The following is a 23,009-nucleotide window of genomic DNA, read 5'->3' as shown; positions in this document are numbered from 1 at the left end:
GGGTGCTGGAACTATCCGATCAGCTTGGTCAGCCAGCTCGGATTCTGCAGGTCGATGGACTTGCTCCCGTCCCACACGAAGGGCGTGCCGCTGGCGTTCAGTTCGGACAGCGTCGCGTCAGCGGCCGCCGCCTTGGTACGGGCGGTACCCATGTCGTTTCCCGCCTTGATGCAGCTGGTCGCGGTGCCGTTGGCGCCGACGGTTTGCGCCAGATGGGCCAGTTCGGCGTCGGTGCGATCTGATGCGGCGGCCTCCTGGGGCTGAAAGTCGCTGGCGAACAGGGCGGCATAAAAGCGGTGTAGACCTTGGGATCGTCCTGAGCCGCGACGCAGTAGCTGGCCGCCACCGCCCGAGTCGAGTACGTCTTGGTGTGCGACTGTTCGTCGAGGAAGTTGAGCAGGTGATAGCGCACCGCCAGCTTCTTGTTGGCCACCGCGGCGTCGATGTCGCTGGCGTATGACCTGATGAACGCGCCGCAGGGCGGGCAGATGGGCTCATTGAAGATGTCGATGGTGGTTGTCGCGGCGGAGCTGCCGATGAACACGCCGTCATTGAGCACCCGAAGCTGCACCGCGTCGGGCGGCGGCGGAGGCGGGGCGCTTGCCGTCGGCGGACCCGGCGAGCGCCAAGGGTGCGCGATGACCACACCCAGCACACCCGCGATGACCACCACCACGGCGACGGCCGCGGCGATCCAGGGCCAGGTCTTGGCCGCGACGGTGGGCTGCGGCGGCGGTTGCCCCCAGGGCGGCGCCCCGGTGGTTCCGGTGTGTCCCACGCCCCAGCCTGGGACGCCGGCCCACGGCGTCGGCACGGGTGCGCTGGGCGCAACCGGCGCGCCGGGAACCGACGGCGCCGGCCATCCGGTGCTTGGCGCGGACCCGGGAACCGGCACCGCCGGCGAGCTGGGCGCAAAACCGCCGGGCGGGGTACTCGCGAATCCGGCCGGCAGCTGTGCCACCTGGCTGCGCTGCAAGATGTCGGTGGCCCGATCCTGGTCGGGTGTGGCCAGCGCCGAGTAGGCGGCCGCGGACAGGTCCCCGCAAGTGGCATACCGGTCCGCCGGGTCCTTGGCCATGCCACGGGCGATCACGTTGTCGAAACCCGCCGGAATACCAGGTCGCGCGGCGCTCGGCCGCGGAATCGGCTGGCTGAGGTGCGCGCCCATCACGCTGAGCTGGTCACCTCGATAGGGCGGAGAGCCCGTCAAACACTCGTACAGCACACACGCCAGCGCATAGATGTCGGCCCGGTAGGTCACGTCCCCGCTGCTGAATCGTTCGGGGGCCATGTAGTAGAGCGTTCCCACGGTGCTGCCCAGTTGGGTGAGCTTCTCGTCCGAGGTAGCGCTGGCGATGCCGAAATCCACGCGATAGGCGAAATCGTCGTGGCTGACCAGGATGTTTTCCGGCTTGACGTCACGGTGGGTCACCCCGGCGGCGTGCGCGGCGTCGAGGGCGGAACCGATCTGGCGCGTGATGGCCACCGCCCGCGGCGGGGGCAGCGGGCCGTACCGCTTCAGCATGGCCGCCAGGTCCTTGCCGTCGATCAGTCGCATGTCCACGTACAGCTGGCCATCGATCTCGCCGTAGTCGTGGATCGGCACCACGTGCGGTTCCTGCAGCCGCCCCGCGGTACGAGCCTCGCGCTGCATACGGGTACGGAATACCGGGTCGTTCGACAGCGTCTGCGACATGAGTTTGAGCGCCACAACCCGCTCGCGCACGGTGTCGTCGGCCTCGTAGACGTCGCCCATGGCACCGCGGCCGACTATCCGCCGCAACCGATACGGACCAAATTGCGAACCCTCCCGCGAATCCGCGGTCGCGTCACTCATCGCCGACTCCTCACCCCGCCTTCCACACGCCGCAAACCGATTCGAAGCGTCCTCTCGCCCCTGGGCATTGACCGCGCCGGATACGAGTACGCGGTGGTGTGTAGGCATAAGGCTAATCGTTTCGGGATTGCCGGGGCGCGGTGAATGGCGAGAAGACCGACCCCTGCGATGGCCCCCGGCACCCGCACCCACACGTCTGCGCGCTAACCGCGGTGCCCGACGCCCGAACTACTCGGTGTCGACGTGCACATCAGCCAATTGGATCGAGACCAGCGTCGGGAAGGGCAGCGAGCGATTTCGGGGGCCGATCGGGTGGACCCACCGACGCGTCGGGAACACCAGCCCGTCGGCCTCGATCGGTTCGACGCAATAGTGGGCGGCCCGTGCCCAGTGTCCGATCACCTCGGGTACATAGTCATGGCGGCGAAGCAGACCGTCACCATCGAAGTAGAAGGTCTGCCGCGGTGAGAGGGTGTCGATGGTGGCCGGGAAGCTGGCCCTGAGCCGGCGCCACGTCTGGCCCCCTTGCTGCCACGGTTGCGCCTCGCTGACCTCGACACCTTCGCGCGTCAAAAGGTAAGGGGTGGTGAGGTAGTTCCACATGGCGTAGCCGGCGAAGTAGACCGAATCCAGCGGATCCCAACGGATATTCCGCCGCAGGCCCGAGCGACCGAAGAACGCCGCGCGCGCGTTCGTTCGTGAACTCAGGACCTGCCCGTCGTCGCTTTCGATCCGCACCTGCAGGCGCTCGAAGACACCGCGTTGCCCGGCGCGCGGGAATGGGTCCAAGACCACCCGCTGCCGCGCAACGGTGATCGTGATGCGGTAATCGGCTAGCCGATTTCCGGGGACACGGGTCCGCAGCAGCAGGCCTCCCGTGCGCACCCGAGCGTGGATGGTTGCGGCGTTGCGCCACCGGGTAAGACCCCCATGCGCGTCTAGCACCTCGTCCAACAGGGCGCTCATCGCACGCGACTCCGTGCCGGGGCCTGGTCGATGCTCATCGGTGTAATCGAACACCATTTCCGGCGGCCACGGATCGGGTCAGCAAAAGACGATCAGTGCTCGGGCCGCATCGGCGGATGACTCACATGCCGCCCGCGCAATCGAACCAGGCCTTCCACGACAATCGCACCGACCAAGAACCCGCCCAGCACGCAAAGGTGAGCGGGCGTCGTCGCGGCCGCATAGACCGTCATTGCCGCGAAAGACGCGACGCAGGCCACCGCACCCGTGACGGCCAGCACGCGGGTCAGGCGCGTGATGCGCAGTCGCAGCACCGCCAGGTTGACGGCCGCGAAGATGAGCAGAAATCCGGCCGATCCCATCAGGCTAATGCCTTCGATGTCAACGGCATTCACCACGACCAGGGTGCCGGCGGTCGTGGCCAGCAGACCGCCGATGGGCCGATCCCACACCGGCTTTCCCAGGGCGGCCGGCAGTTCTCCATTGCGGGCCATCAGGTAGGTGAATTTTCCTGTGCCGTAGAGGGTTGCGTTGATGGCGCTGGCCGTGGAAATCACCGCGGCGATCCCGATCAGTTCGAAGCCGGCCGAGCCCAGGAACGGGCGTGCCGCGACGGCCAGCGCGTAGTCGCGGTCGTGATCGATTTGCGCGACATCGAGATTGCCGACCGCGACGAACGCCACGAGCACGTACAGAACGATCACCACGCCGATCGAGATGAGGTATGCCAACGGCAGACTGCGACGTGGATTCCGGGCGTCCTCGGCGGCGTTTGCGATCAGCTCAAAACCCTCGTACCCCAAGAAGATCAATGCACCGGCGTAGACGATCACCCCGAAAGAAGGATAGTGGGCGGGCGAGACACGGCTGCCGTCGACGAAGGCCAGCCCCGCCACACAGAACAGCAGCAGGATCGCGAGCTTGCCGTACACCAGAAACGACTCGGCCCGGCCCACGATCTGCGCGCCGGCCAGGTTCAACGCGGCGAACGCCACCACCACTGCGCTGGCCAGGACGCGGCGCCAGGGCCCGTCCGGGTCTGCTCCCAGCAACACCGCCCCGTAGCTGCCGAAGGCCACCGCGTACAGCCCCAACATGACGAAATAGCTCAGCCACAGCAACACGTTCAGTGGCCCACCGATCGCGGTGCCGAAGCACTTGTCCAGGAAGAACGCGGTGCCACCGCGGCTGCGAATCCGCACCGACAACAACGAATAGGACCGTCCGGTCAGAGCCGCGATCACGCCGCCGGCAACAAACGACAGGTAGGCGCCCGCGTCGGCGATCTGCACGGTCAACCCCAGAACCGAGAAGATCCCGCCACCGACCATGCCGCCGATACCGATCGACACCAGCGCGCTGACCCCAAGCTCACCCCCCTCGGGCTGTCCACCCGCGCGTTGGCGCCCCGCCGGGGAATCTCTGCTGCCCTTGGCCGGGGGCGACGCCGGCGCCGTCACTTGTCAGCGTTTCGAACAAGATTCGGGCGCCCGGGGGTTCGGTCGGGACGCACGTGGCGGTCGAGCCAGTAGTGGGTGGCCAGCTTGACCCGGTCTTCGATGAGGAACCAGAACAGCGCATATGCCCACACCAGTGCGGCCCAACGCCAGCCCAGCGGTGTCATGAGCGCACCGTAGACGGCGATCAGGGTGGCGACGGTCTGAGTGCCGATGACCGCGACCAACAGTATGGGTGCCGGCGCGGGCTTGGACCAGAACGCATGCCGGGTACGGGTGACGAACACGGTCAGATGGCCCGATACCGACAGCTTAAGGAAGATCAGCGTGCGGATCAGGTCCTGATCCAGCCCAAAGACCTGCTTGGCCAGCGCCAGGAGCAGGAAGGTTTCGGCGACCCCCATAATGCCCAGCGCGGTAGCGATGGTGAGCACGCTGCGCATGTCCCAGGCGGTGGGCCGATTCGCGCCCCGGACGTGGTCGTAGGCGATGGCCAAGATCGCGCCGTCGTTGAGCAGCGCCAGGAACACGATCATGACCGCGGTGACCGGGAAGAAGTTCATGAAGACGATCGCCAGAGTGATCAACAGCAGCACCCGGATCGTCTCGGCGATGCGGTAGGTGGCGTAGTTGGTCATCCGGGCGAAGATCTCGCGGGCTTGGCGGATCGCGTGCACGATCACCGACAGCCCTTCGGCCAGCAACACGACGTCGGCGGCGGCGCGGGCGGCGTCGGTGGCCCCGGCAACGGCGATGCCGGCGTCGGCCTGTTTGAGCGCGGGGGCGTCGTTGACACCGTCACCGGTCATGCCCACAATGTGCCCGCGCCCCTGAAGCAGACGGACGATGCGGTACTTGTGTTCGGGAAACACCTGGGCGAACCCGTCGGCGGCTTCCACCCGAACCGTCAACTCGTCGTCGTCAACGGCGCTGTCGAGCGTGCCCGCGTCCAGGATCTGCTCCCCTAGGCCCACCTGACCGGCGATTTCGCGGCCGATCGCCACCTGATCACCGGTGACCATTTTGACCTCGACACCCAGTTCCCTTGCCGCAGCGATGGTCTCGGCGGAGTCAGCACGCTGGGGGTCGGCCAACGCCAGCACTCCCAGCAGCCGCCAGGTCTGGTCGCCATCGGTGCGGGCCACGCCAAGAGAGCGGTACCCGCGGCTGGCGAATCCGTCAACCACATCGCTGACCTGGCTGCTGACCCCGTCTTGCCCGCACAACGCGGCGATGATCTGCGGTGCTCCTTTGCTCACCCGGAATCGCAGCCCGTCGGAGTCCTCGATGGCGGCTTCGGTGCGCTTGCTCACCGGGTCGAACGGGGTGAACCCCTGCACGTGCACTTCGGGCGGCGCACCCGCGGCGGCCAGCACGGCCAGATCGATGGCGTCGTTGTTCTCGGAGCGCGAAGCCATGGCGGCAACCCCGAGTAGATCGTGGTTGTCGACACCTGGTGCCGTCCACTGGGCCGTCAACGCCAGCCGGTTCTGGGTAAGAGTGCCGGTCTTGTCCGAGCACAGCAGGTCGACACCGCCGAGTTCCTCGACCGCGGGCAGATGGCTGACCACCGCCTGGTGCCGGGCCAGCTTGCGGGCACCGACCGCCATGGTCACCGACAGCACCGCCGGCAATGCCACCGGCACCGAGGCGATGGTCACCACAAGCGCGAACTCCAGTGTCTCGAGCACCGCGTTGCCGCGGATCAGCGAAACCGCCACCGTCAACACCACCAGCGCCGCGGCCAGCACGATCAGATAGTTGCCGATACGCAGCACCGCGCGCTGAAAGTGGCTGACCGTACCCGCCTCACCGACCAGCGCGGTGGTGCGCCCGAAATATGAGGCGGCGCCGGTCGCATAGACCACCGCGTCGGCTTCGCCGCGCACCAGTACCGAGCCCGAATACAAGACCTGCCCCCGCCCGCGCGACACGGCGAGCGATTCACCGGTCAGGGCCGATTGGTCCACCTCGAGCGTCACGTCATCGAGTACCCGCACGTCGGCGGGCACCACATCGCCAAGCCGGACCCGCACCACGTCGCCCGGTACCAGCTCCCGCGACGCAACGGTCACCCACGCGCGGTCCCGCAGCACCCGAGCCGAAGCGGCGAGTCGTTGCTTGAGCGCGGCGATTGCGTTGGCCGCCTGATGTTCTTCGACGAAGGCCACCCCGCCGTTCATCATCAGCAGCCCCGCGATGATCGCGGCATCGGTCCAGTGCCGGGCCGCCAGCGACAGCACCAGCGCCGCCTCGATCATCCATGGGATCGGGGCCCAGAAATATCCGAGGAAAACCAGCACCGGGTTGCGCCGCTGTTCGGCTATCTCGTTGGCGCCGTATCGCTGCAATCGCTGCGACGCCTCGGTCGCGGTCAAACCTTGTGCAGAGCTGTCCAATTCATCGAGCAGCTGTCCCAATGACAGTGTCGTCAGTTCGTCGGTGGCCTCCGTCACCCCTCGCACCTCCCACCTCGGTTTTCACACCGCCCCACGACCGCACAATCTGTTGAACCCACGTTCGCATCGCCGTTGCGCGCCGCAACAGGGCCGAATGACTCCATTCCACACCGATGTCGGCCATCCGTCACGCCGAGCCGCGCCCGCCTGGGCTTCGACACACCAAACAGCCGACCGTCGTGCCGGTTTGGCGGGATTCGAAGTCGGCCTGGAGGAAGAAAGCCTCGTCAAGTCGGCACTATTTGCTCCTGACTCGGCTACCGCGCACCGGATAGCGTCGAGGTTGCATCCACCGGCGCGCCCGGCCGGACGGGTGCGAGTCACTCGACGAGGAGGACAGCATGATTGAGGTATTGACGGATTTTCCTGACGAGGTAGCGGCATTCGTGTGTCACGGGCATGTCACCAAGGACGACTACGAGACGGTGGTCATCCCCGATATCGAGAAGCGGCTGCTCAACCACGACAAGGTGCGCATCTACTACGAAATCGGTTCGGATTTCGGCGGCTTTGACCCTGGCGCCATGTGGGAGGACACTAAGCTGGGATTCAGCCACTTCCTCCGGTGGGAGCGGTTTGCCGTGGTCACCAACATCGAATGGATCAAGCAGACAGTGAAATTCGTCGGGTTCCTGATGCCCGGCGAGCTGCGCACCTTCACCCCGACGCAAGCCGAGGAAGCCCGCGCCTGGGTCAGCGCAGAATCCGGCTAGACCCACGCTCAACGCCGTTCGGGCGCGCTGGAGCAAAGGGCCTGTGCACCCGAGCCACTGGGCGTTACGGTGGTGTTTCAGCGAGGGATGGTGACCATCGATGGCTGAGGATGCTCCGTACACAACGCAGGCACACCCTGCCCAGCGGGGTGGCATTTCGGGTATCCCCGGCGAGCTCATCGATGCCGGATTCGAGAACGTCGCCGAAGTCGGACGCGGTGGCTTCGGCATCGTCTATCGCGCCTTCCAGCCGTCCCTGGATCGCACCGTCGCGGTCAAGGTCTTGACCGCTGACCTCGATCCAGACAACCTCGATCGGTTCCTGCGTGAACAACGCGCGATGGGCCGATTGTCCGGGCACCCGCACATCGTCACCATCCTCGAAGTCGGTACCACCGCGACCGGCCGTCCGTTCCTGGTGATGCAGTATCACCAGAACGACTCGCTAGAAGCGCTGGTCCGGCGCAACGGGCCGCTGGACTGGGGCGAGGTGGTGCGGCTCGGGGTCAAGGTGGCCGGCGCCTTGGAGGCCGCGCACCGGGTAGGCACGCTGCATCGTGACGTCAAACCGGGAAACATCCTGATCTCCGATTACGGCGAGCCGCAACTCACCGACTTCGGCATCGCCAGGATCGCCGGAGGTTTCCAGACCTCGACGGGGGTGATCACGGGTTCCCCGGCCTTCACCGCCCCCGAGGTGCTCGAGGGTGCACCGCCGACGCCGCAGTCGGATGTGTATTCACTTGGTGCGACACTGTTTTCCGCCATCACCGGTCATGCCGCCTTCGAGCGCCGCCGCGGTGAAAAGGTGGTGGCCCAGTTTCTGCGGATCACCTCGCAACCGATCCCGAATCTGCGTGGGGAAGGCCTGCCGGCCGACGTGGCCTCGGTGATCGAAAAGGCGATGGCGCGCGATCCCGCGGATCGTCCCGACAGTGCCGCCGCTTTTGGTGAGCAACTTCGCCAAGTTCAGCGTGAACATGGCGTCGCCGTCGACGAGATGGCGCACCCGGTCGAGTTGGGGGCGCCCCGCAGCGATCTGGCCACCGCCCGGTCGACGTACGGACACGACACCCATGCACCCCGGCACCGCCCACCCCCGCGACCAAGTATCGTCCCCAGGTTCCCGCCCGGTCGCGGGTCAGCCGCCGGCGGCTGACCGACGCGCTCAGCGCGGCCGGCCGGCGCCGGCTCATTCTGATCTACGCGCCCTCGGGGTACGGCAAGAGCACGCTGGCCGCCCAGTGGCGCGAGGAACTGGTGCGCGCGGGCGTCGCGGTCGCGTGGCTGACGATCGACGATGGCGACAACAACCCCGTCTGGTTTCTGGCGCATCTGCTGGAGTCGATCCGGCGGGTGCATCCGGGGGTGGCCGAGTCACTGGACCACGTACTCGAGGAGCACGGCGACGACGGGAGCCGCTACCTACTGACGTCGATCATCGACGCCCTGCACGACGCCGACGAGCCGACCACCCTGATCGTCGACGATTGGCAGCGCGTGTCCGACAGCCAAACCATCGCCGCCCTGAGTTTTCTGCTCGAACACGGGTGCCATCACCTGCAGATCATCGTCACCAGCTGGTCCCGGACGGGACTGCCGTTGAGCAGACTGCGACTGGCCGATGAGCTGGTCGAGATCGACTCGGCGGCTTTGCGTTTCGACTCCGGCGAGGCGACGTCATTCTTCGACAGCCTCGGTGGGTTATCGCTGACCGGCAACGATGTGGCCGCCCTGACCGAGTCAACCGATGGCTGGGCCGCCGGGCTGCAACTGGCCGGGCTGTCCGTGCGAGGCGGCGCCGACGCGTCGACGCTGGTCGGCAAGCTCTGCGGCACCAGCGAGGTGATCGGTGAGTTCCTCGCCGAGAATGTCTTGGCCTCACTGGAACCCGAGATCGTCGATTTCGTCCTGGCCACCTCGATTCCCGAGCGAATATGCGCGGATCTGGCTTCGGCCCTGGCGCAGGTGCCCCGGGGCCAAGCGTTGCTGGAGCAGGTCGCCCAGCGTGGCCTGTTTCTGCAGCCGGTCGACGAGGAACCGGGCTGGTTTCACTACCACCAGATGTTCGCCGAGTTTCTGCGCCGCCGGCTCGAGCGCGACGATCCGCAGCGGGTCGCGCAGCTGCATCGCACCGCGGCGCTGTGGCTCAAAGAACACGACCGGCTCCACGATGCCGTCAAGCACGCGTTGGCGGCCGGCGATCCCGCTCTTGCCGTCGACTTCGTCGAGGATGACGAAACCAACCTGCTCGAACAGTCCAAGATGACGACCTTGCTCGAGATCGTCAAGAAGCTGCCGCCACGGCTGATCGTCTCCCGGGAGCGGCTGCAACTGGCCATCGCTTGGGCGAACATGCTGCTGCAACGCAAGGTGCCCGCCGCGCTCAATCTGTTCACGAAGGCGCTCGATCACGCGGACCCGGCCACCCAAGCCGACCTGCGGGTGGAAGCCGATGTGCTACAGGCGGTCGCGGACACGTTCGCCGACCGCATCGACCGGGTGGACACGCTTGTCGCCGAGGCACTCTCGAGGCCGCAAACGTTTCATCCGCGGGTGCCCGCGGTCGCCGGAAACGTATCGGCGTTCGCCGCGCTCTACCGGTTCCAGTTCGACCAAGTGCGCCGCCTCTTGGCGTGGGCAACACCCTACCGAGAGATGATGGGCCCGTTCGTCAGCGTCTACGCGCGGTGCTATCTGGGCTTGGCCGCCAAGTTTGCGCTCGATATTGCGACCGCGGTCGCCGAGTTCCGGCGAGCCGTGGAGATCGCACAGAGTTGCGGAACGAACTCCAACGCGACGCGGATCGCCGGCGCCTTCCTCGGTGAGATGCTGCACGATGTCGGCGAATTGACCGAAGCCAAGCTCCTGCTCGACGAGAGCTATCGGCTGAGCCCGGAGGGCGGCGGAGTGGACTACCTGGTGGCGCGGTTTGTGGCCGGCGCCAGAGTCAATGCGGCGCACGGGGATTGCGCCGCAGCGGCGGAGCGGCTGGAGGCTGGGATGGCGGTCGCCGACCAGCTGCACCTACCGCGACTGTCAGCGGCGATCAACCACGAGCGGGTCAGGCTGGGCATCGGCCTCTCGCCGCCGGTTTCTGCCCGGCTGCGCGATACCCGCCACAACTCGAGTGACGACGGAATCGTCACGCTCACCTACGAACTCGATGAAGCCTCCGCTATTCGGTTGCTGTCGGCCGGCGGTTCGGAGCAGGACCGCGCTGACGCCCACCGACGCGCTCGCGATCTGTTGACCGGTATTGATGCCACGCTACGACCGTGGGCGGCGTTGCGCGCTCAGCTATTGCTGGCCGAAACGCTGCGCGCAGCGGGACTGCAGCCCGATCCGGAGTCGGTCGGCCTCGCACAACGCTGCAACGAGCTGGGGCTGGTGCGCCTGGCCGTCGAAGCCGGCCTTACCTAGTTTCGGGACCTAGTTTCGGGACCTGGTTTCCGGCACCGTCCAGGTTGCTGCTCACCAGAAAAACGGCGGTTGGATATCGACGATGCCGTTGCCGCCGGTCGCGTCGGCCACCGCCTTGTACGCGCGAGCGAGCGCGAGATTGAAGTTCCCGGCACCGGCGCTGGCCTGGGCATCGGTGACCAGTGCCCAGGCATTGTTTCCGGCACCGATGGCCACACCGTCGTTGGCGGGGTTGACTTCGGCTAAGGTCGACGAGCCGATCGCCGCGGCCGTGTTGAAAACGCCGCCGCTGACGGCGGCGGTGCCCGCGGTCACCGCCGTGGCGCCATTGGCAATAGCGCTGCCACCACCGACGCCGAATACGGCGTTGAAGTCGCCGTGGGAGACGGCGGTGCCGCCGTCCATCGCCAGCGCGGGGTTGGCGGTGGCCACGTCGGCGTTCTGGATGTCGCTGATGGCCCAGGCCGAGTTGAAATTGCCGGTCACTACGCCGCTGGTGGTGTCGCCGGTGGCGGCGGAATCGGCGAAGTTGACGGTGCCCAGGCTGTTGCCGACCGCCCCGGCCACATTGAAGTCGCCCACGATGCTGGCGGTGGCGGTGCCGTTCAGGTTGGCGTTGGCGATGGCTTGGTTGACCTCGGCGTCGCTGTACTGGTCAAAGGCCCAGGCCCGGTTGAAGCTGCCGGTGGCGTCGGCGTTGGCAGCGCCGGTGAACGTCTGGGCGGTCACATCGTTGACCAGCGCGGCGCCGCCGCCGAAGGCTCCGACCGTGTTGAAGCTGCCGGTGGCCCCCGCGACGGCGTCCATACCGTCCGCGCGGGCGGTGTTGACTTCGGCGGCGCTGCCGTCGAAGGCCCAGGCGTTGTTGAAGCTGCCGTCCGCGCTCGCGGTGGCCCCGTTGTCGGAGCCCGCGGTGTTCACCGACGCGACACTGGCGCCGAAGGCTCCGGCCATGTTGAAGCCGCCGGAGGCGGCAGCGCCCCCGGTGACGTCGTTGACCGCCGCGAAACTGTCGGCCCCCATGGCGCAGGCACCGTTGAATACGCCGCCGCCGACCCGGGCGGTGCTGTTCTCGCCGACGGCGACCGCCAGCGAGCCAAAACCCGCGGTGGTGGCATTGGCACTGCCCCGCTGCAGCAGCTGCACCCCGCTGAACGACACGGCCAGATCCAGGTTCTGCGCGGCCGCGGCGTTGACGGCCTCGGCGGCGGTGTAGGCGGCCGCGCCCGAGTGCAAGCCCGCCACCAGCTGGCGGTGAAACGCCGCCATCTGGGCGCTGAGGGTCTGATAGGTCTGGGCATGCGTGCCCAACAGCGACGCGATGGCCGTCGACACCTCATCGGCAGCCGCGGCCAGCAGATCAGTTGTCGGGACGGCGGCGAGGGCATTGGCCGCCGCGATCGTTGAACCGATGCCGGCCAGATCGGTGGCCGCAGCCGACACCGCCTCGGGCACCGCGCTCACGTACGACATCACGCGCCTCTCGTCGGCCCGGTCAAGGCCTGGCTTCGCACCCGGAAAGCGCCCTTGATGCTGAAGGCAGATCAGACGCCGATCGTAACGTCCCACGGCCGGCCACCCGCGGCTTTTCGGCGGCGCCGCCTCAGCTCCCGGGGTGCTGCGCGCCCCGCGCGCCCGCCCCATCGGCCGGTTCGTCGTCGTCCTCGGCGTCGGCCACCGTCAGCGGCAGCGCCAACTCTTCCAGCGGGCGCTGTTCGGCGGCGATGCCGAGCCAGAGTTCGACCAGGCCGGCCACGGCCATCACCGCGGCACCGATGATGAACGACCAGAACACCTGGCTACGCTGCCCGGACTCGATCAGCTGACCGAACAGCAGCGGGCCGCTGATGCCGCCGATCGCGGTGCCCACCGCGTAGAAGAAGGCGATGGCCAGGGCTCGGGTCTCCATCGGGAAGATCTCGCTGACCGTCAGGTAGGCCGCGCTCGCGCCCGCCGATGCCAGGAAGAACGCCGCCGCCAACACGATGATGAACGTCCAGACACCGCCGGTCTGGTTCACAAATATCACCGCGAGCACCACGGCTATCACCGCGGATCCGATGTAGGACATCGTGATCATGGGCTTGCGGCCGACGGTATCGAAGAGCCGCCCCAGCACCAGGGGCCCGACAAAGTTGCTCAGCGCCCACACGATGAAAAACAGCGGCACGTGTCCGGATTCGACACCGTAGAAGCCGCTTAGCAACGTGCCGAGATTGAACGTGACCCCGTTGTAGAGGAACGCTTGACCGATGAACAGCGCCAGCCCAAGAAAGGCCCGCCGCGGATAGCGGGTAAACGCGACCCGGGCGATCTCCCACAAGGAAATCCTTTGACGCTGACGTATCTTGAGCGGCCGCCCCGGCGGGTCAGGTAACCGCTGGCCGGTGTCGCATTCTACTTCCTCCTCGATCTCCCGAACGATCTGCTCGGCTTCCTGCTCACGCCCATGAATGAACAGCCAGCGTGGGCTTTCCGGGACGTTGCGCCGGACCAGCAGCACAAAGATGCCGAAGATGGCACCCAAGCCGAAGGCAAGCCGCCACCCCATGTTGGGCGCGAAATTCGAGGTGTCCAACAGGACCAGCGCCCCGGCCGCTCCAGCGGCCGAACCCAGCCAATAGGTGCCGTTGATGATCAGGTCAACGCGGCCGCGCACGCGGGCGGGTATCAGTTCGTCGATCGCCGAGTTGATCGCGGCGTACTCTCCCCCGATGCCGGAGCCGGTGAAGAAACGCGCGATGAAGAAATACCAAGGTGCGAAGGCGAATGCGGTGGCCACGGTGGCCGTCAGGTACACCGCGAGGGTCAACAGAAACAGGTTGCGCCGCCCGAAGCGGTCGGTGAGGTGGCCGAAGAACAGTGCCCCCAGGCAGGCCCCGGCGATGTAGAACGACGCCGCCACGCCGATCTGCGCGGGCGTCAGGTTGATCCCGCTGCCATGCTCGGTCAGCCGCGCCGACACGTTGCCGACCATGGTGACTTCGAGCCCGTCGAGGACCCACACGCCGCCAAGCCCGATCACGACGCGCCAGTGGAATCGTCCCCACGGCAACCGGTCCAGCCGTGCAGGTACGTGCGTCGAGATGGTCCCGGTTTGCGCGCGTGCGCTCATCGCTGACTCCGTTTCTGGGTGGGCAGTCGGGTACGCACCGGCGCGTATCGACAGGCCTCGAGCGCGACGTCTTCGGTGCCGGGACATACCGCGGGCTCACCGGAACCAAAGGCGCCGTCCAGCGACATTAGCCAATCAATCGGCAAAACTCGTAGGCGACCTTCCGACCCGAGTCCGGGCGATCACGGTGCTGGCGGCCGCCGCGGGACCCGTCGGGGCGGGTGCGCTCCCGCGGGGCGCCACTAAGTGGTTAGCTTCGGGAATGCAACGCACACCCGAGTTGGCCCGGCGTTTATACGATCGCTTCGAACCCATCCACGCCGTCACATATTTTGCTCCGGAGGCCCGGGCAGCCCTGGCCAACCTTGGGTACCGCGGATTCTGGATGGGCTATTTCGCCGCCCGATCGGCCCCGCTGGGCCAGGTGGCGCCGGAGGTCGTGACAGCCGCCTTCTACAACTTCGCACCCGCACGGGTGGCCAAGGCCCTGCCCGCGGCCTGGGACATCGCCGAGCCGCGGCTGGCGCTGCAGGCTCGCCAAGATTCGGCGGTGGCTGCCCTACGGCGTTACGGGCTCACCGACGACGACAACGTGCGCAGCGCTGGCCGGCTGGCCGGCAGCGCCGCCAGCCGGGCTTCGCTGGAGGGGCGCGCATTGTTTGCCGCCAATCGCGCCCTGCCGTGGCCAGAGGATCCGGTCGCGGCGCTGTGGCACGCAACGACCCTGCTGCGCGAGCATCGCGGGGACAGCCACGTAGCGGTGCTGGTGGCCGCCGGCGTCTCCGGACGCGAGTCAAATGTGTTCCACTGCGCGGCCGACGGAGTCCCCAACGACTACATGAAACTAACCCGCCACTACGACGACGCCGAGTGGCAAGCCTGTGTCAACAGCCTGGTCGGCCGCGGCCTGCTCACCGAAGAAGGATCGTTGGCGCCCGCCGGGCGCGAATTGCATGAGCACCTGGAGAACACCACCGATGCGCTGGCGCTGCGCGCCTTTGACGGTCTCGACGACGCCGAGCTGGACGCGTTGTTCCAGGCATTGACACAGGTCGCAAAGACCGTGATTTCCGCGGGTGACCTGCGCTCGGTGACGCCGATGAGTATACGGCGCGACTTTTAGCCACTGCTCGGATCGTATGGTCGCGAGGTGACCTCGCGCGGGCGAAACAGCGGACCGCGACAAGGCCCCTGTCCTCGTTGAACTTTCGCGCCCGATGCCGAAACCCGCTGCCACGCGGCCTCGTCGGGCATCCGTTCCCGCGACGGAACTCCGTTGTACAGCAGATGATTTCGGCTCGCCCGTCAACGCTAGTTCCAAACACCGACGCGCGCAACGGCGGTACGGCCGAAGCACCCACCGATGACGCCCGCGCCGCTGTTCACCGCATGCGCAGCCTCCGGGAACCGATAAGGTGGGATGCATGGCCTGGCGTCGCTCAGCCGCCCCGATAGTGGCATACCTTGTGGTACTGATGGCGCCGGCCTGCAGTCCAGCGGCCGATTCGGGGTCACCGCCGTCAAGCAAGCGCTCCACCGCCAACACTGGAACCTCGATGCCGGCGCTGTTCTATGCCAAGGCGGGTTCGCTGTATGTGAGCGATCCCGCCGGAACCCCCGGACGCAAGCTCACCGACGGACCGGCCGACACGCAGCCGGCGCCGTCCCCCGACGGCACGCGGGTGGCCTATGTCCACAAGAACAGCGCCTCGGACTACGGCGGTGAGCTGTGGGTGCTCGACCTGGCTGAGGATGCGCCGGCGGGGGCGCCCCACCGACTCGTGGACCCCGCCGCCCTCCCGCCGCCCCCCGGGCATCGACTCGGGCAGATCGTCAACCCGCGCTGGTCACCAACCGGCAAGCAGATCGCGTTCCTGCAGAACGACAGCAACGGCACCATGGCCGGCGGCCTGCTGATCGTCGCGGCCGCCGACACCGGCTCGGTGCTGTCGCCGCCGCAGCGCCCGGCCGCGGCCGACCAATATGCGTGGGCGCCGGACGGCAACCACATCGCGTGGGCGAACGCGCGCAGCGACGTGTCCCCCATCGACGTCAATGCCCTCGAGGTCGGCGCGGCATCGGCCTCGGTCGCGATGGACACCAACGCGTATTCGGTGGCCTACGGCAGCGACGGTCGGTCGATCCTGTTCACCAACGGCGATGCCTCCGGTCCGAACTTCACCGAGATCCCGTTTGCGCTTCGCGACGGTGGCATCTATTCCGCCGCCGCACCCGGCGGCACCGGCACCGATCCGGCCGGAGCTCCCAGGACGGTGTTCGCCAGAGCCGGCTCCTACTACTCCGATCTCGCGGCGCTGTCCTCCGGCGAGCTGGCTTTCACCGAAACCCGAAGCGGCGAAGGCGAATGGTCGAAAAGCCTGCAGGTTCTCGATGTCTCGGGCGGCGCGCCGCAAACGATTGCCGCCAACGTCGCCGCCGAGGTCCAGGGGCCCCGGTGGGGAGCCGGCGACGTGGTCGCCTACCTGGAGAGCTCACCGGGCAAGCCGCTGGTCATCACCGATCTGGACAAGCGCACCCGCCAACAGATCGACACTGGGGTGGATGCGTTCGCCTGGCCACCCCAAGCCGCGACGGCAACCAGCGGCGGCTAGCGGTCACTTCCGCCCGGGCAGCTTCATCACCGTGCGCACGATCGGCAAGAGCGACTTCTGCCAGAGGGTGGGCGGGACGCCCATCGGCGGATCGAGGTTGAATACCCGCGCGGTGGCGATCGTCTGCGATTCGGTGTACTTGAGCAGCCCCTCGGGGCCGTGCCTGCGGCCGACCCCGGAGATTCCCATGCCGCCCATCGGTGCGCTCAGGCTTCCCCAGGCGAAGGCATAGCCCTCGTTGACGTTCACCGTTCCCGACCGCAACCGGGCGGCGATCTTCTCCCCCTCGGCGGTCGAGCCCGCCCATACGCTGGCGTTGAGCCCGTATTCGGTGTCGTTGGCCTTCTCAACGGCTTCCTCGACGTCGGCAACCGGGTAGATCGAGACGAGCGGCCCAAACGTTTCGTTGTCCGCGCATTCCATTTCGTGGGTGACATCGGTCAGCACGGTCGGCTCGTAGAACAGCGGCCCGACATCGGGTCGAGCCTTGCCACCCGCAATCACCTTGGCGCCCTTGGCCGTTGCGTCATCCACGTGGCCGGACACGGTCTTGAGCTGTCCCTCGGAGATCAGGCTGCCCATGTCGACCGAGAAGTCGTAGGCGGTACCGAGCTTCATGCTTCGCACCGCATCGCCGAACTTGCGGGTGAACTCGTCGGCGATGTCTTTCTCGACGTAGATCCGCTCGATCGAGATGCACAATTGGCCCGCGTTGGAGAAGCAGGCGCGGGTGGCCGCCTTGGCCACCTTGTCGAGGTTGACGCCGCGCGTCACGATCATCGCGTTCTTGCCGCCCAGTTCGGCCGAGAAACCGATGAGCCGACGGCCGGCGTGCTCGGCGAGCCGGCTGCCCGTCGCCGACGAACCGGTGAACATCAGGTAGTCGCAGTTATCGGCGATCGCGGTACCCACCACCGAGCCCGGGCCCGGCACGATCGCATACAGCGCGCGCGGCAGGCCGGCCCGGTACAGCAGCTCGGCGCACGCCAGTGCGCAGTACGGCGTCTGGCTGTCCGGCTTGAGCACCACCGCGTTACCCGCGATCAGCGCGGGAACCGAGTCCGACGCCGTGAGCGTCATGGGGTAATTCCATGGCGAAATCACCCCGACCACGCCTTTGGGCTGGTAGCCGACCGTGGTCTTGCCGATCCCGGGCAGCAGCGCCTGTACCGTGCGGGGCTTTAGCAGGCCCGCGGACACGCGTGCGTAGTAGTTGGCGTTGGCCACCAGGTCGACGACTTCCTCCTGCGCCGCCCAGCGCGCCTTGCCCGCCTCGGCCTGCAGCAGGTCCATCAGAAACTCGCGGTTCTCGATGACCAGATCGCGGTAGCGGCGGATGACCTCCGCGCGTTCGCTGACCGGACGCTTCGCCCAGTTGGCCTGTGCCGCGCGAGCTTCGGCAAACGCTGCCTCGACGTCTTCGGCGGTGCCGACCGGGATGGTGGTCAACGGTTTGCCAGTAAAGACCTCGTCGATGGTCCGGGTCGGACGAGCATCGACGTCCTTGATCGCGGCAAGGCTCAGTAGACGCTCGAAGACCGCGGATGACGGAACAGGCATATCGCTACCTCTCGAAGACGCACAGATTCGTTGGACATTTATAGGGCAAATGTAAGCCAGTTATAACAACAGACTAGCCGCCGATGAATTTGCTCAACCCAATGGCGACGAGTAGCCCGAATCCGGCCGGGCACCGCCGCCGAGTCGGGCCGCGAGGCGGCGCAGCGCTCAGCGCGGACTCGGTGCCAGGAAGTGGAACGGCGCGGCCGGCTCGAACTTCTGCGACACATCGCCGCCCTGATCGTCGGGGACACCGACGGTGAGCTTCATCGGTTGCGCGGCGGGCGTCAGATCGACCTTGTCGAGATCGACCCAGATCACCGACGGGTTGATCACCGAGTCGAAGTAATAGCGCCGAGCGTCGTGGTCGACCACCGATCGCCATAACGTGGACGCGATGTTGGGCTTGTCGGGGTCACTCATGCCCAGCGGTACTCCGATCGAGCGCATCTGCGAGAACACCGCCGCCACCGCCTGGCGCCGATCACTGAATTGCGGTGACGCCTTCAGGGCGTAGCTGGCGCGCACAAAGCGGTCCGCGGAGGTGATGGTTCCGGGCAGCATGTTGTGCCCGCCGATCAGATCCCAGTAGGTGTTGATGGCGAGCTGCTGCTCGAATACCGGCGAATTCGTCAACACCGTGTGGTCACGACTGTGGTGGATCACCAGCTTGGCGTCGAGGTACTCGAAGATCGCCGAATCGCCACCGGCGTCGGACAACGCGACATGCACCGAGGCGGCACGTCCGTTCGGCGCGTCGGCCGAGACCACCGTCATCGGATCGGCGCTCATCGCCTCGACCGCCTCAGCGACCGTGCCGAAATTGTCGAGCAGGTACTGCAGCCAGGCCCCCACCGAGATCGTCGGCTTGGACCGCGCGCCCTGGTCGCCGTAATCGGACTCGGTCAGGTAGAGCAGGTTGCCCACCATCCCCGCTTCGTTGACGCCGTCGGAGGTCGCCAGGTCGTAGATGCTCAGGATCACCGAGCCGTACTTCGAGGTCCACGTGATCGACCCCGCCCCACCCCGCCGTCGCGGCGCATGCCGCGGGGAAACACCCAGCAGTCCGTTTGCATGTCCAGGTCGTTCCAGTCCATGCCGCGTCCGGTGACGTAGGTCCCCGTGCCGGTCCTGTAGAGAATGCGTGTACACATGCGACTCCCCGTTCCTGAAGCGACTGACCGCGAAACCGGTTCTGGGTCAAGCTGATCCCGAACAAACCGCCGTCATCGACCAACCGGTGCCGATGCTTTGGCGTCGAAGCCGATTATGGACCGTCGCAGTTCTGACCAGACCGCGGGCGGCACCGGCCCGATCCGGTCGAGCATCCGCCGGCGCACAAAGCCAGAAAACCAACGACCAAAACACTGTCCCACCCGTCCCACCCGACACTAGAGTGCTGTTTCGTGGGCATTAACGTCTTCGGCAATGGCCGGGGCCGGTGGTTGGCATTCACAGCCTCGCTGGCCTTGTCGGCCGCCATGATCTACGCCCAGAACGCCAAGCCTCCCTGTTGCGTCGAGCCGCCGGCGGCCGCTCCGGTGTCCCCCGCATCCCCGGCACCCGCACCGGTCAGCGCGCCGCACACCGCCAGTCCGGTGGAGGCCCAGTCGCTGGCGGCGAACGTGCCTGCGGCAGCTCAGGAATTCCAGTTCTCCCTGCCCTCCGGTGTCGCGCCGGAAAGTGGGTTGCAGGTCAAGACCATCTGGGCGGCCCGCGCCATCAGCGTCTTGTTTCCCCAGATCACCACCATCGGCGGGTTCCGGCAGGATCCGTTGAAGTGGCATCCCAACGGGTTGGCCATCGACGTGATGATCCCCGACCACGCCAGCCCCGAGGGAATCGAGCTGGGCAACCAGATCGCCGGCTACGCGTTGGCCAACGCCAAGCGCTGGGGTGTGCTTCACGTGATCTGGAGGCAGAAGATCTACCCGGGCATCGGAGCGCCGAGCTGGACGGCGGACTACGGCTCCGAAACGCTCAACCACTACGACCACGTGCATATCGCCACCGACGGCGGCGGATACCCGACCGGCCAGGAAACCTACTTCATCGGGTCGATGAAGCCGACGCCGCGGGAATGATCGATTCGGCGCTGCCCGCCATCGCCGTGCTGCCGCGGCGGTGTCGCGGCGTCAGATATTCATGAAGCGATTCACGCTCCGGTGCGATACTCGCAGGCATCAGGACGGCTGGAAACCAATGGGGGAAGCGCGACCATGAGTGATGTCATTCTGCCCGCGGCCCAGGCGGCCACCGCAGCCACGAATGTCGGCGATGTGCGCACCGGAATGAGTTCCGATGCCCTGCGTCAGGCGATTGAAGACCACCTGCGCTATTCGCTCGGGCGTCCCGCGGCCCTGCTGGAGCCCAAGCATTACTACCGCGCGCTCGCGCTGGCTGTGCGCGATCGGATGCAGCAGCGCTGGATCGAGACCACCCAGACCTATCTGGATCTCTCCCGCAAAGTGGCCTGTTACCTGTCGGCGGAGTTTCTGCTCGGCCCGCACCTGGGCAACAACTTGCTCAACCTGCAGATCGAGGAGGAGGCGCGCGCCGCGCTGACCGCGCTGGGGCAAGATTTTGACGAGGTACTGGCCTGCGAGGAGGAGCCCGGCCTGGGCAATGGAGGGTTGGGCCGGCTCGCGGCCTGCTATCTGGACTCGCTGGCCACCCTGCAGCGCCCGGCGGTCGGCTACGGGATCCGCTACGAGTTCGGCATCTTCGACCAGGAGATCCGCGACGGCTGGCAGGTGGAGAAGACCGACAACTGGCTGGCCGACGGCAATCCCTGGGAGATCGTCAAACCCGAACTGAACTACCGGGTCGGCTGGGGCGGCCGCACCGAGTCCTACATCGATGAGCGGGACAGATACCGGGTGCGCTGGATTCCCCAGCGCGCGATCAAGGGCGTCTACTACGGCACGCCCATTCAGGGCTACGGAGTCAACACCTGCAACACCCTCACGCTGTGGAGCGCCCGGGCCATCCAGTCACTGGCGCTGGATGCGTTCAACGCCGGCGACTACTACCGGGCGGTCGATGACCAGGTGGTGTCCGAAACCGTCACCAAGGTGCTCTACCCCAACGATGAGCCGGAAGTCGGCAAACAACTGCGGCTGGCCCAGCAGTACTTCTTTGTGTCCTGTTCGCTGCAGGACATCCTGCACCTGCTCGAGGACTTCGCCGGCTTGCCCGTGCAGGAGCTGCCCAACCGCGTGGCGATTCAACTCAACGACACCCACCCCTCGGTCGCCGTGGCCGAGCTGATGCGGCTGCTGGTCGATGAACGTGACCTGGATTGGGAGGAGGCCTGGCGGATCACCGTGGCGTCGCTGGCCTACACCAATCACACCCTGTTGCCGGAAGCTCTCGAAACCTGGCCCCTGTCGATGTTTGAACGGTTCCTGCCGCGACATCTGGAGATCATCTACGAGATCAACCGGCGTTTCCTCGACGAGGTACGGGCACGGTTTCCCGGCGATGAGAACCGGGTCCGACGGATGTCGCTGATCGGCGAGGACGGCGACCGCAGCATCCGCATGGCGCATCTGGCGACCGTGGGCAGCCACGCGGTCAACGGTGTCGCGGCGCTGCACTCCGAGCTGCTGAAAACCACTGTGCTCAAAGACTTCTACGAGATGTGGCCGCAGCGATTCAGCAACAAGACCAACGGGGTGACCCCGCGCCGATTCGTTGCCCTGGCCAATCCCGGCCTGCGCAAACTGCTCGATGAAACACTCGGCCCTGGGTGGTTGCGCAACCTGGACCGCTTGAGCGAGCTGGCGCCGTTGGCCGGTGATCCGGCGTTTCAGCAGCGGTGGCGGGCCGTCAAACGAACCAACAAGGCCCGGCTATCGGATTATGTGCGGTCCTGCACCGGTATCGAGCTCGACCCGGACTGGCTTTTCGACATCCAGGTCAAGCGCATCCACGAATACAAGCGCCAGCATCTCAACGTGCTGCACATCATCACCGCCTACCACCGGCTCAAGCTCAATCCGGATCTGGAAACCGCTCCGCGCGCATACATTTTCGGCGGCAAGGCGGCACCCGGCTACATCATGGCCAAACTCATCATCAAACTGATCAACTCCGTCGCGGAAATCGTCAACTCCGATCCCGACGTCAACGACCGGATGAAGGTCGCGTTCATCCCGAACTTCAATGTGCAAAGCGGCCAGATGATCTATCCGGCGGCCGATCTCTCCGAGCAGATCTCCACGGCCGGCAAGGAAGCATCCGGCACGGGCAACATGAAGTTCATGATGAATGGTGCACTGACCATCGGCACCCTCGATGGGGCCAACGTCGAGATCCGCGAGCAGGTGGGCGCGCAGAATTTCTTCCTGTTCGGCCTGACCGTCCAGGACGTGCAGCGGGTTTTGGCCGCGGGCTATCGTCCCCGGGACTACATCCGCGAAAACGCGGAACTCTCGGCGGCTCTGGGGTTGATTGGTTCGGGAGCGTTCTCCGGCGGTGACCCCGAGGTGTTTGCGCCGCTGATCGCCAACCTGAGCGAGCGGGATCCGTTCTTGGTCAATGCCGACTACGCCGACTACCTGCGCGCCCAGCAGGAAGTCAGCAACACCTGGCAAGACACCGAAAGCTGGACTCGCAAGTCGATTCTCAACTCCGCCTACAGCGGGAAGTTTTCCTCAGATCGGGCGATCGCCAAATATTGCGACGATATCTGGAACATCGCCGCGGTGACCATTGGGTCCCGCCCGGACTGACTGCCCGGCTCGCCGGCGAGTGGCCGACACCTGCGCGGCGAGCACTCCCGTCCGCACTGGATGCCGCCCAAGGTACCCCCTTGAATAACCTTGGGCGGCATCACCATTAGCGACTATTGACCGCCGCGGTG

11 protein-coding genes and 3 pseudogenes are annotated in these 23,009 nt (G+C 66.5%); 6 read left to right on the top strand and 8 right to left on the bottom strand.

Annotated features, from left to right (window positions below; translation table 11 throughout):
* Positions 1-11 precede the first annotated feature (11 nt).
* From CKW46_RS13505 to CKW46_RS13490, 4 genes and pseudogenes are all read right to left on the bottom strand, one after another.
* Positions 12-1,837 (bottom strand): annotated as a pseudogene (locus CKW46_RS13505) (serine/threonine protein kinase PknE).
* 228 nt (positions 1,838-2,065) lie between these two features.
* Positions 2,066-2,803, bottom strand: coding sequence for a hypothetical protein (locus tag CKW46_RS13500; RefSeq protein WP_117436324.1), 738 nt, complete (start codon positions 2,801-2,803; stop codon positions 2,066-2,068).
* Positions 2,804-2,895: 92 nt separating this feature from the next.
* Positions 2,896-4,263 (bottom strand): APC family permease, encoded by a 1,368-nt coding sequence (locus tag CKW46_RS13495; protein ID WP_015355401.1) that lies wholly within the window; start codon positions 4,261-4,263, stop codon positions 2,896-2,898.
* Positions 4,260-6,716 (bottom strand): plasma-membrane proton-efflux P-type ATPase, encoded by a 2,457-nt coding sequence (locus CKW46_RS13490; RefSeq protein ID WP_482053260.1) that lies wholly within the window; start codon positions 6,714-6,716, stop codon positions 4,260-4,262. The genes CKW46_RS13495 and CKW46_RS13490 overlap by 4 nt, the downstream gene beginning before the upstream one ends.
* 344 nt (positions 6,717-7,060) lie before the next feature.
* Between CKW46_RS13490 and CKW46_RS13485 the strand changes: the two genes are divergently transcribed.
* Both CKW46_RS13485 and CKW46_RS13480 read left to right on the top strand, forming a co-directional pair.
* Positions 7,061-7,432, top strand: a complete 372-nt coding sequence (locus tag CKW46_RS13485; protein WP_011741014.1) for a SpoIIAA family protein — start codon at positions 7,061-7,063, stop codon at positions 7,430-7,432.
* 100 nt (positions 7,433-7,532) lie between these two features.
* A pseudogene (locus tag CKW46_RS13480) lies at positions 7,533-10,855 on the top strand (protein kinase domain-containing protein).
* Between the two features lie 51 nt (positions 10,856-10,906).
* On the opposite strand, the gene CKW46_RS13475 reads toward CKW46_RS13480, so the two are convergent.
* Positions 10,907-12,328 (bottom strand): PE family protein, encoded by a 1,422-nt coding sequence (locus tag CKW46_RS13475; protein ID WP_482053259.1) that lies wholly within the window; start codon positions 12,326-12,328, stop codon positions 10,907-10,909.
* 130 nt (positions 12,329-12,458) lie between these two features.
* Positions 12,459-13,970 carry an MFS transporter gene (locus CKW46_RS13470; RefSeq protein ID WP_482053258.1) on the bottom strand — a complete coding sequence of 504 codons (1,512 nt, stop codon included), beginning with the start codon at positions 13,968-13,970 and terminating at the stop codon, positions 12,459-12,461.
* Between the two features lie 262 nt (positions 13,971-14,232).
* On the opposite strand from CKW46_RS13470, the gene CKW46_RS13465 reads away from it, so the two are divergent.
* Entirely contained in the window at positions 14,233-15,093 is an 861-nt protein-coding gene (locus tag CKW46_RS13465; protein WP_482053257.1) for an SCO6745 family protein, read from the top strand.
* 433 nt (positions 15,094-15,526) lie between these two features.
* Positions 15,527-16,582: a TolB family protein gene (locus CKW46_RS13460; protein WP_482053256.1), complete on the top strand. Its 1,056-nt coding sequence runs from the start codon at positions 15,527-15,529 to the stop codon at positions 16,580-16,582.
* Between the two features lie 3 nt (positions 16,583-16,585).
* Here CKW46_RS13460 and CKW46_RS13455 read toward each other — a convergent pair whose 3' ends face one another.
* On the bottom strand, positions 16,586-18,142 hold the full coding sequence (locus tag CKW46_RS13455) for a succinic semialdehyde dehydrogenase (protein WP_012394298.1): 1,557 nt from the start codon (positions 18,140-18,142) through the stop codon (positions 16,586-16,588).
* Positions 18,143-18,310: 168 nt separating this feature from the next.
* Positions 18,311-19,296 (bottom strand): annotated as a pseudogene (locus CKW46_RS13450) (linear amide C-N hydrolase).
* 252 nt (positions 19,297-19,548) lie between these two features.
* On the opposite strand from CKW46_RS13450, the gene CKW46_RS13445 reads away from it, so the two are divergent.
* On the top strand, positions 19,549-20,226 hold the full coding sequence (locus CKW46_RS13445) for a VldE C-terminal domain-containing protein (RefSeq protein WP_015355395.1): 678 nt from the start codon (positions 19,549-19,551) through the stop codon (positions 20,224-20,226).
* Positions 20,227-20,433: 207 nt separating this feature from the next.
* The gene (locus tag CKW46_RS13440) at positions 20,434-22,878 is read left to right on the top strand and encodes a glycogen/starch/alpha-glucan phosphorylase (RefSeq protein ID WP_117436322.1); all 2,445 of its coding nucleotides are present in this window, start codon (positions 20,434-20,436) and stop codon (positions 22,876-22,878) included.
* Positions 22,879-23,009 lie beyond the last annotated feature (131 nt).

The sequence above is a fragment of the Mycobacterium liflandii genome, from assembly GCF_022354805.1.
GTDB lineage: Bacteria > Actinomycetota > Actinomycetes > Mycobacteriales > Mycobacteriaceae > Mycobacterium > Mycobacterium marinum.
Note: the sequence above shows the minus strand (reverse complement) of the source record. Positions and strands in the feature narration are given on the sequence as shown.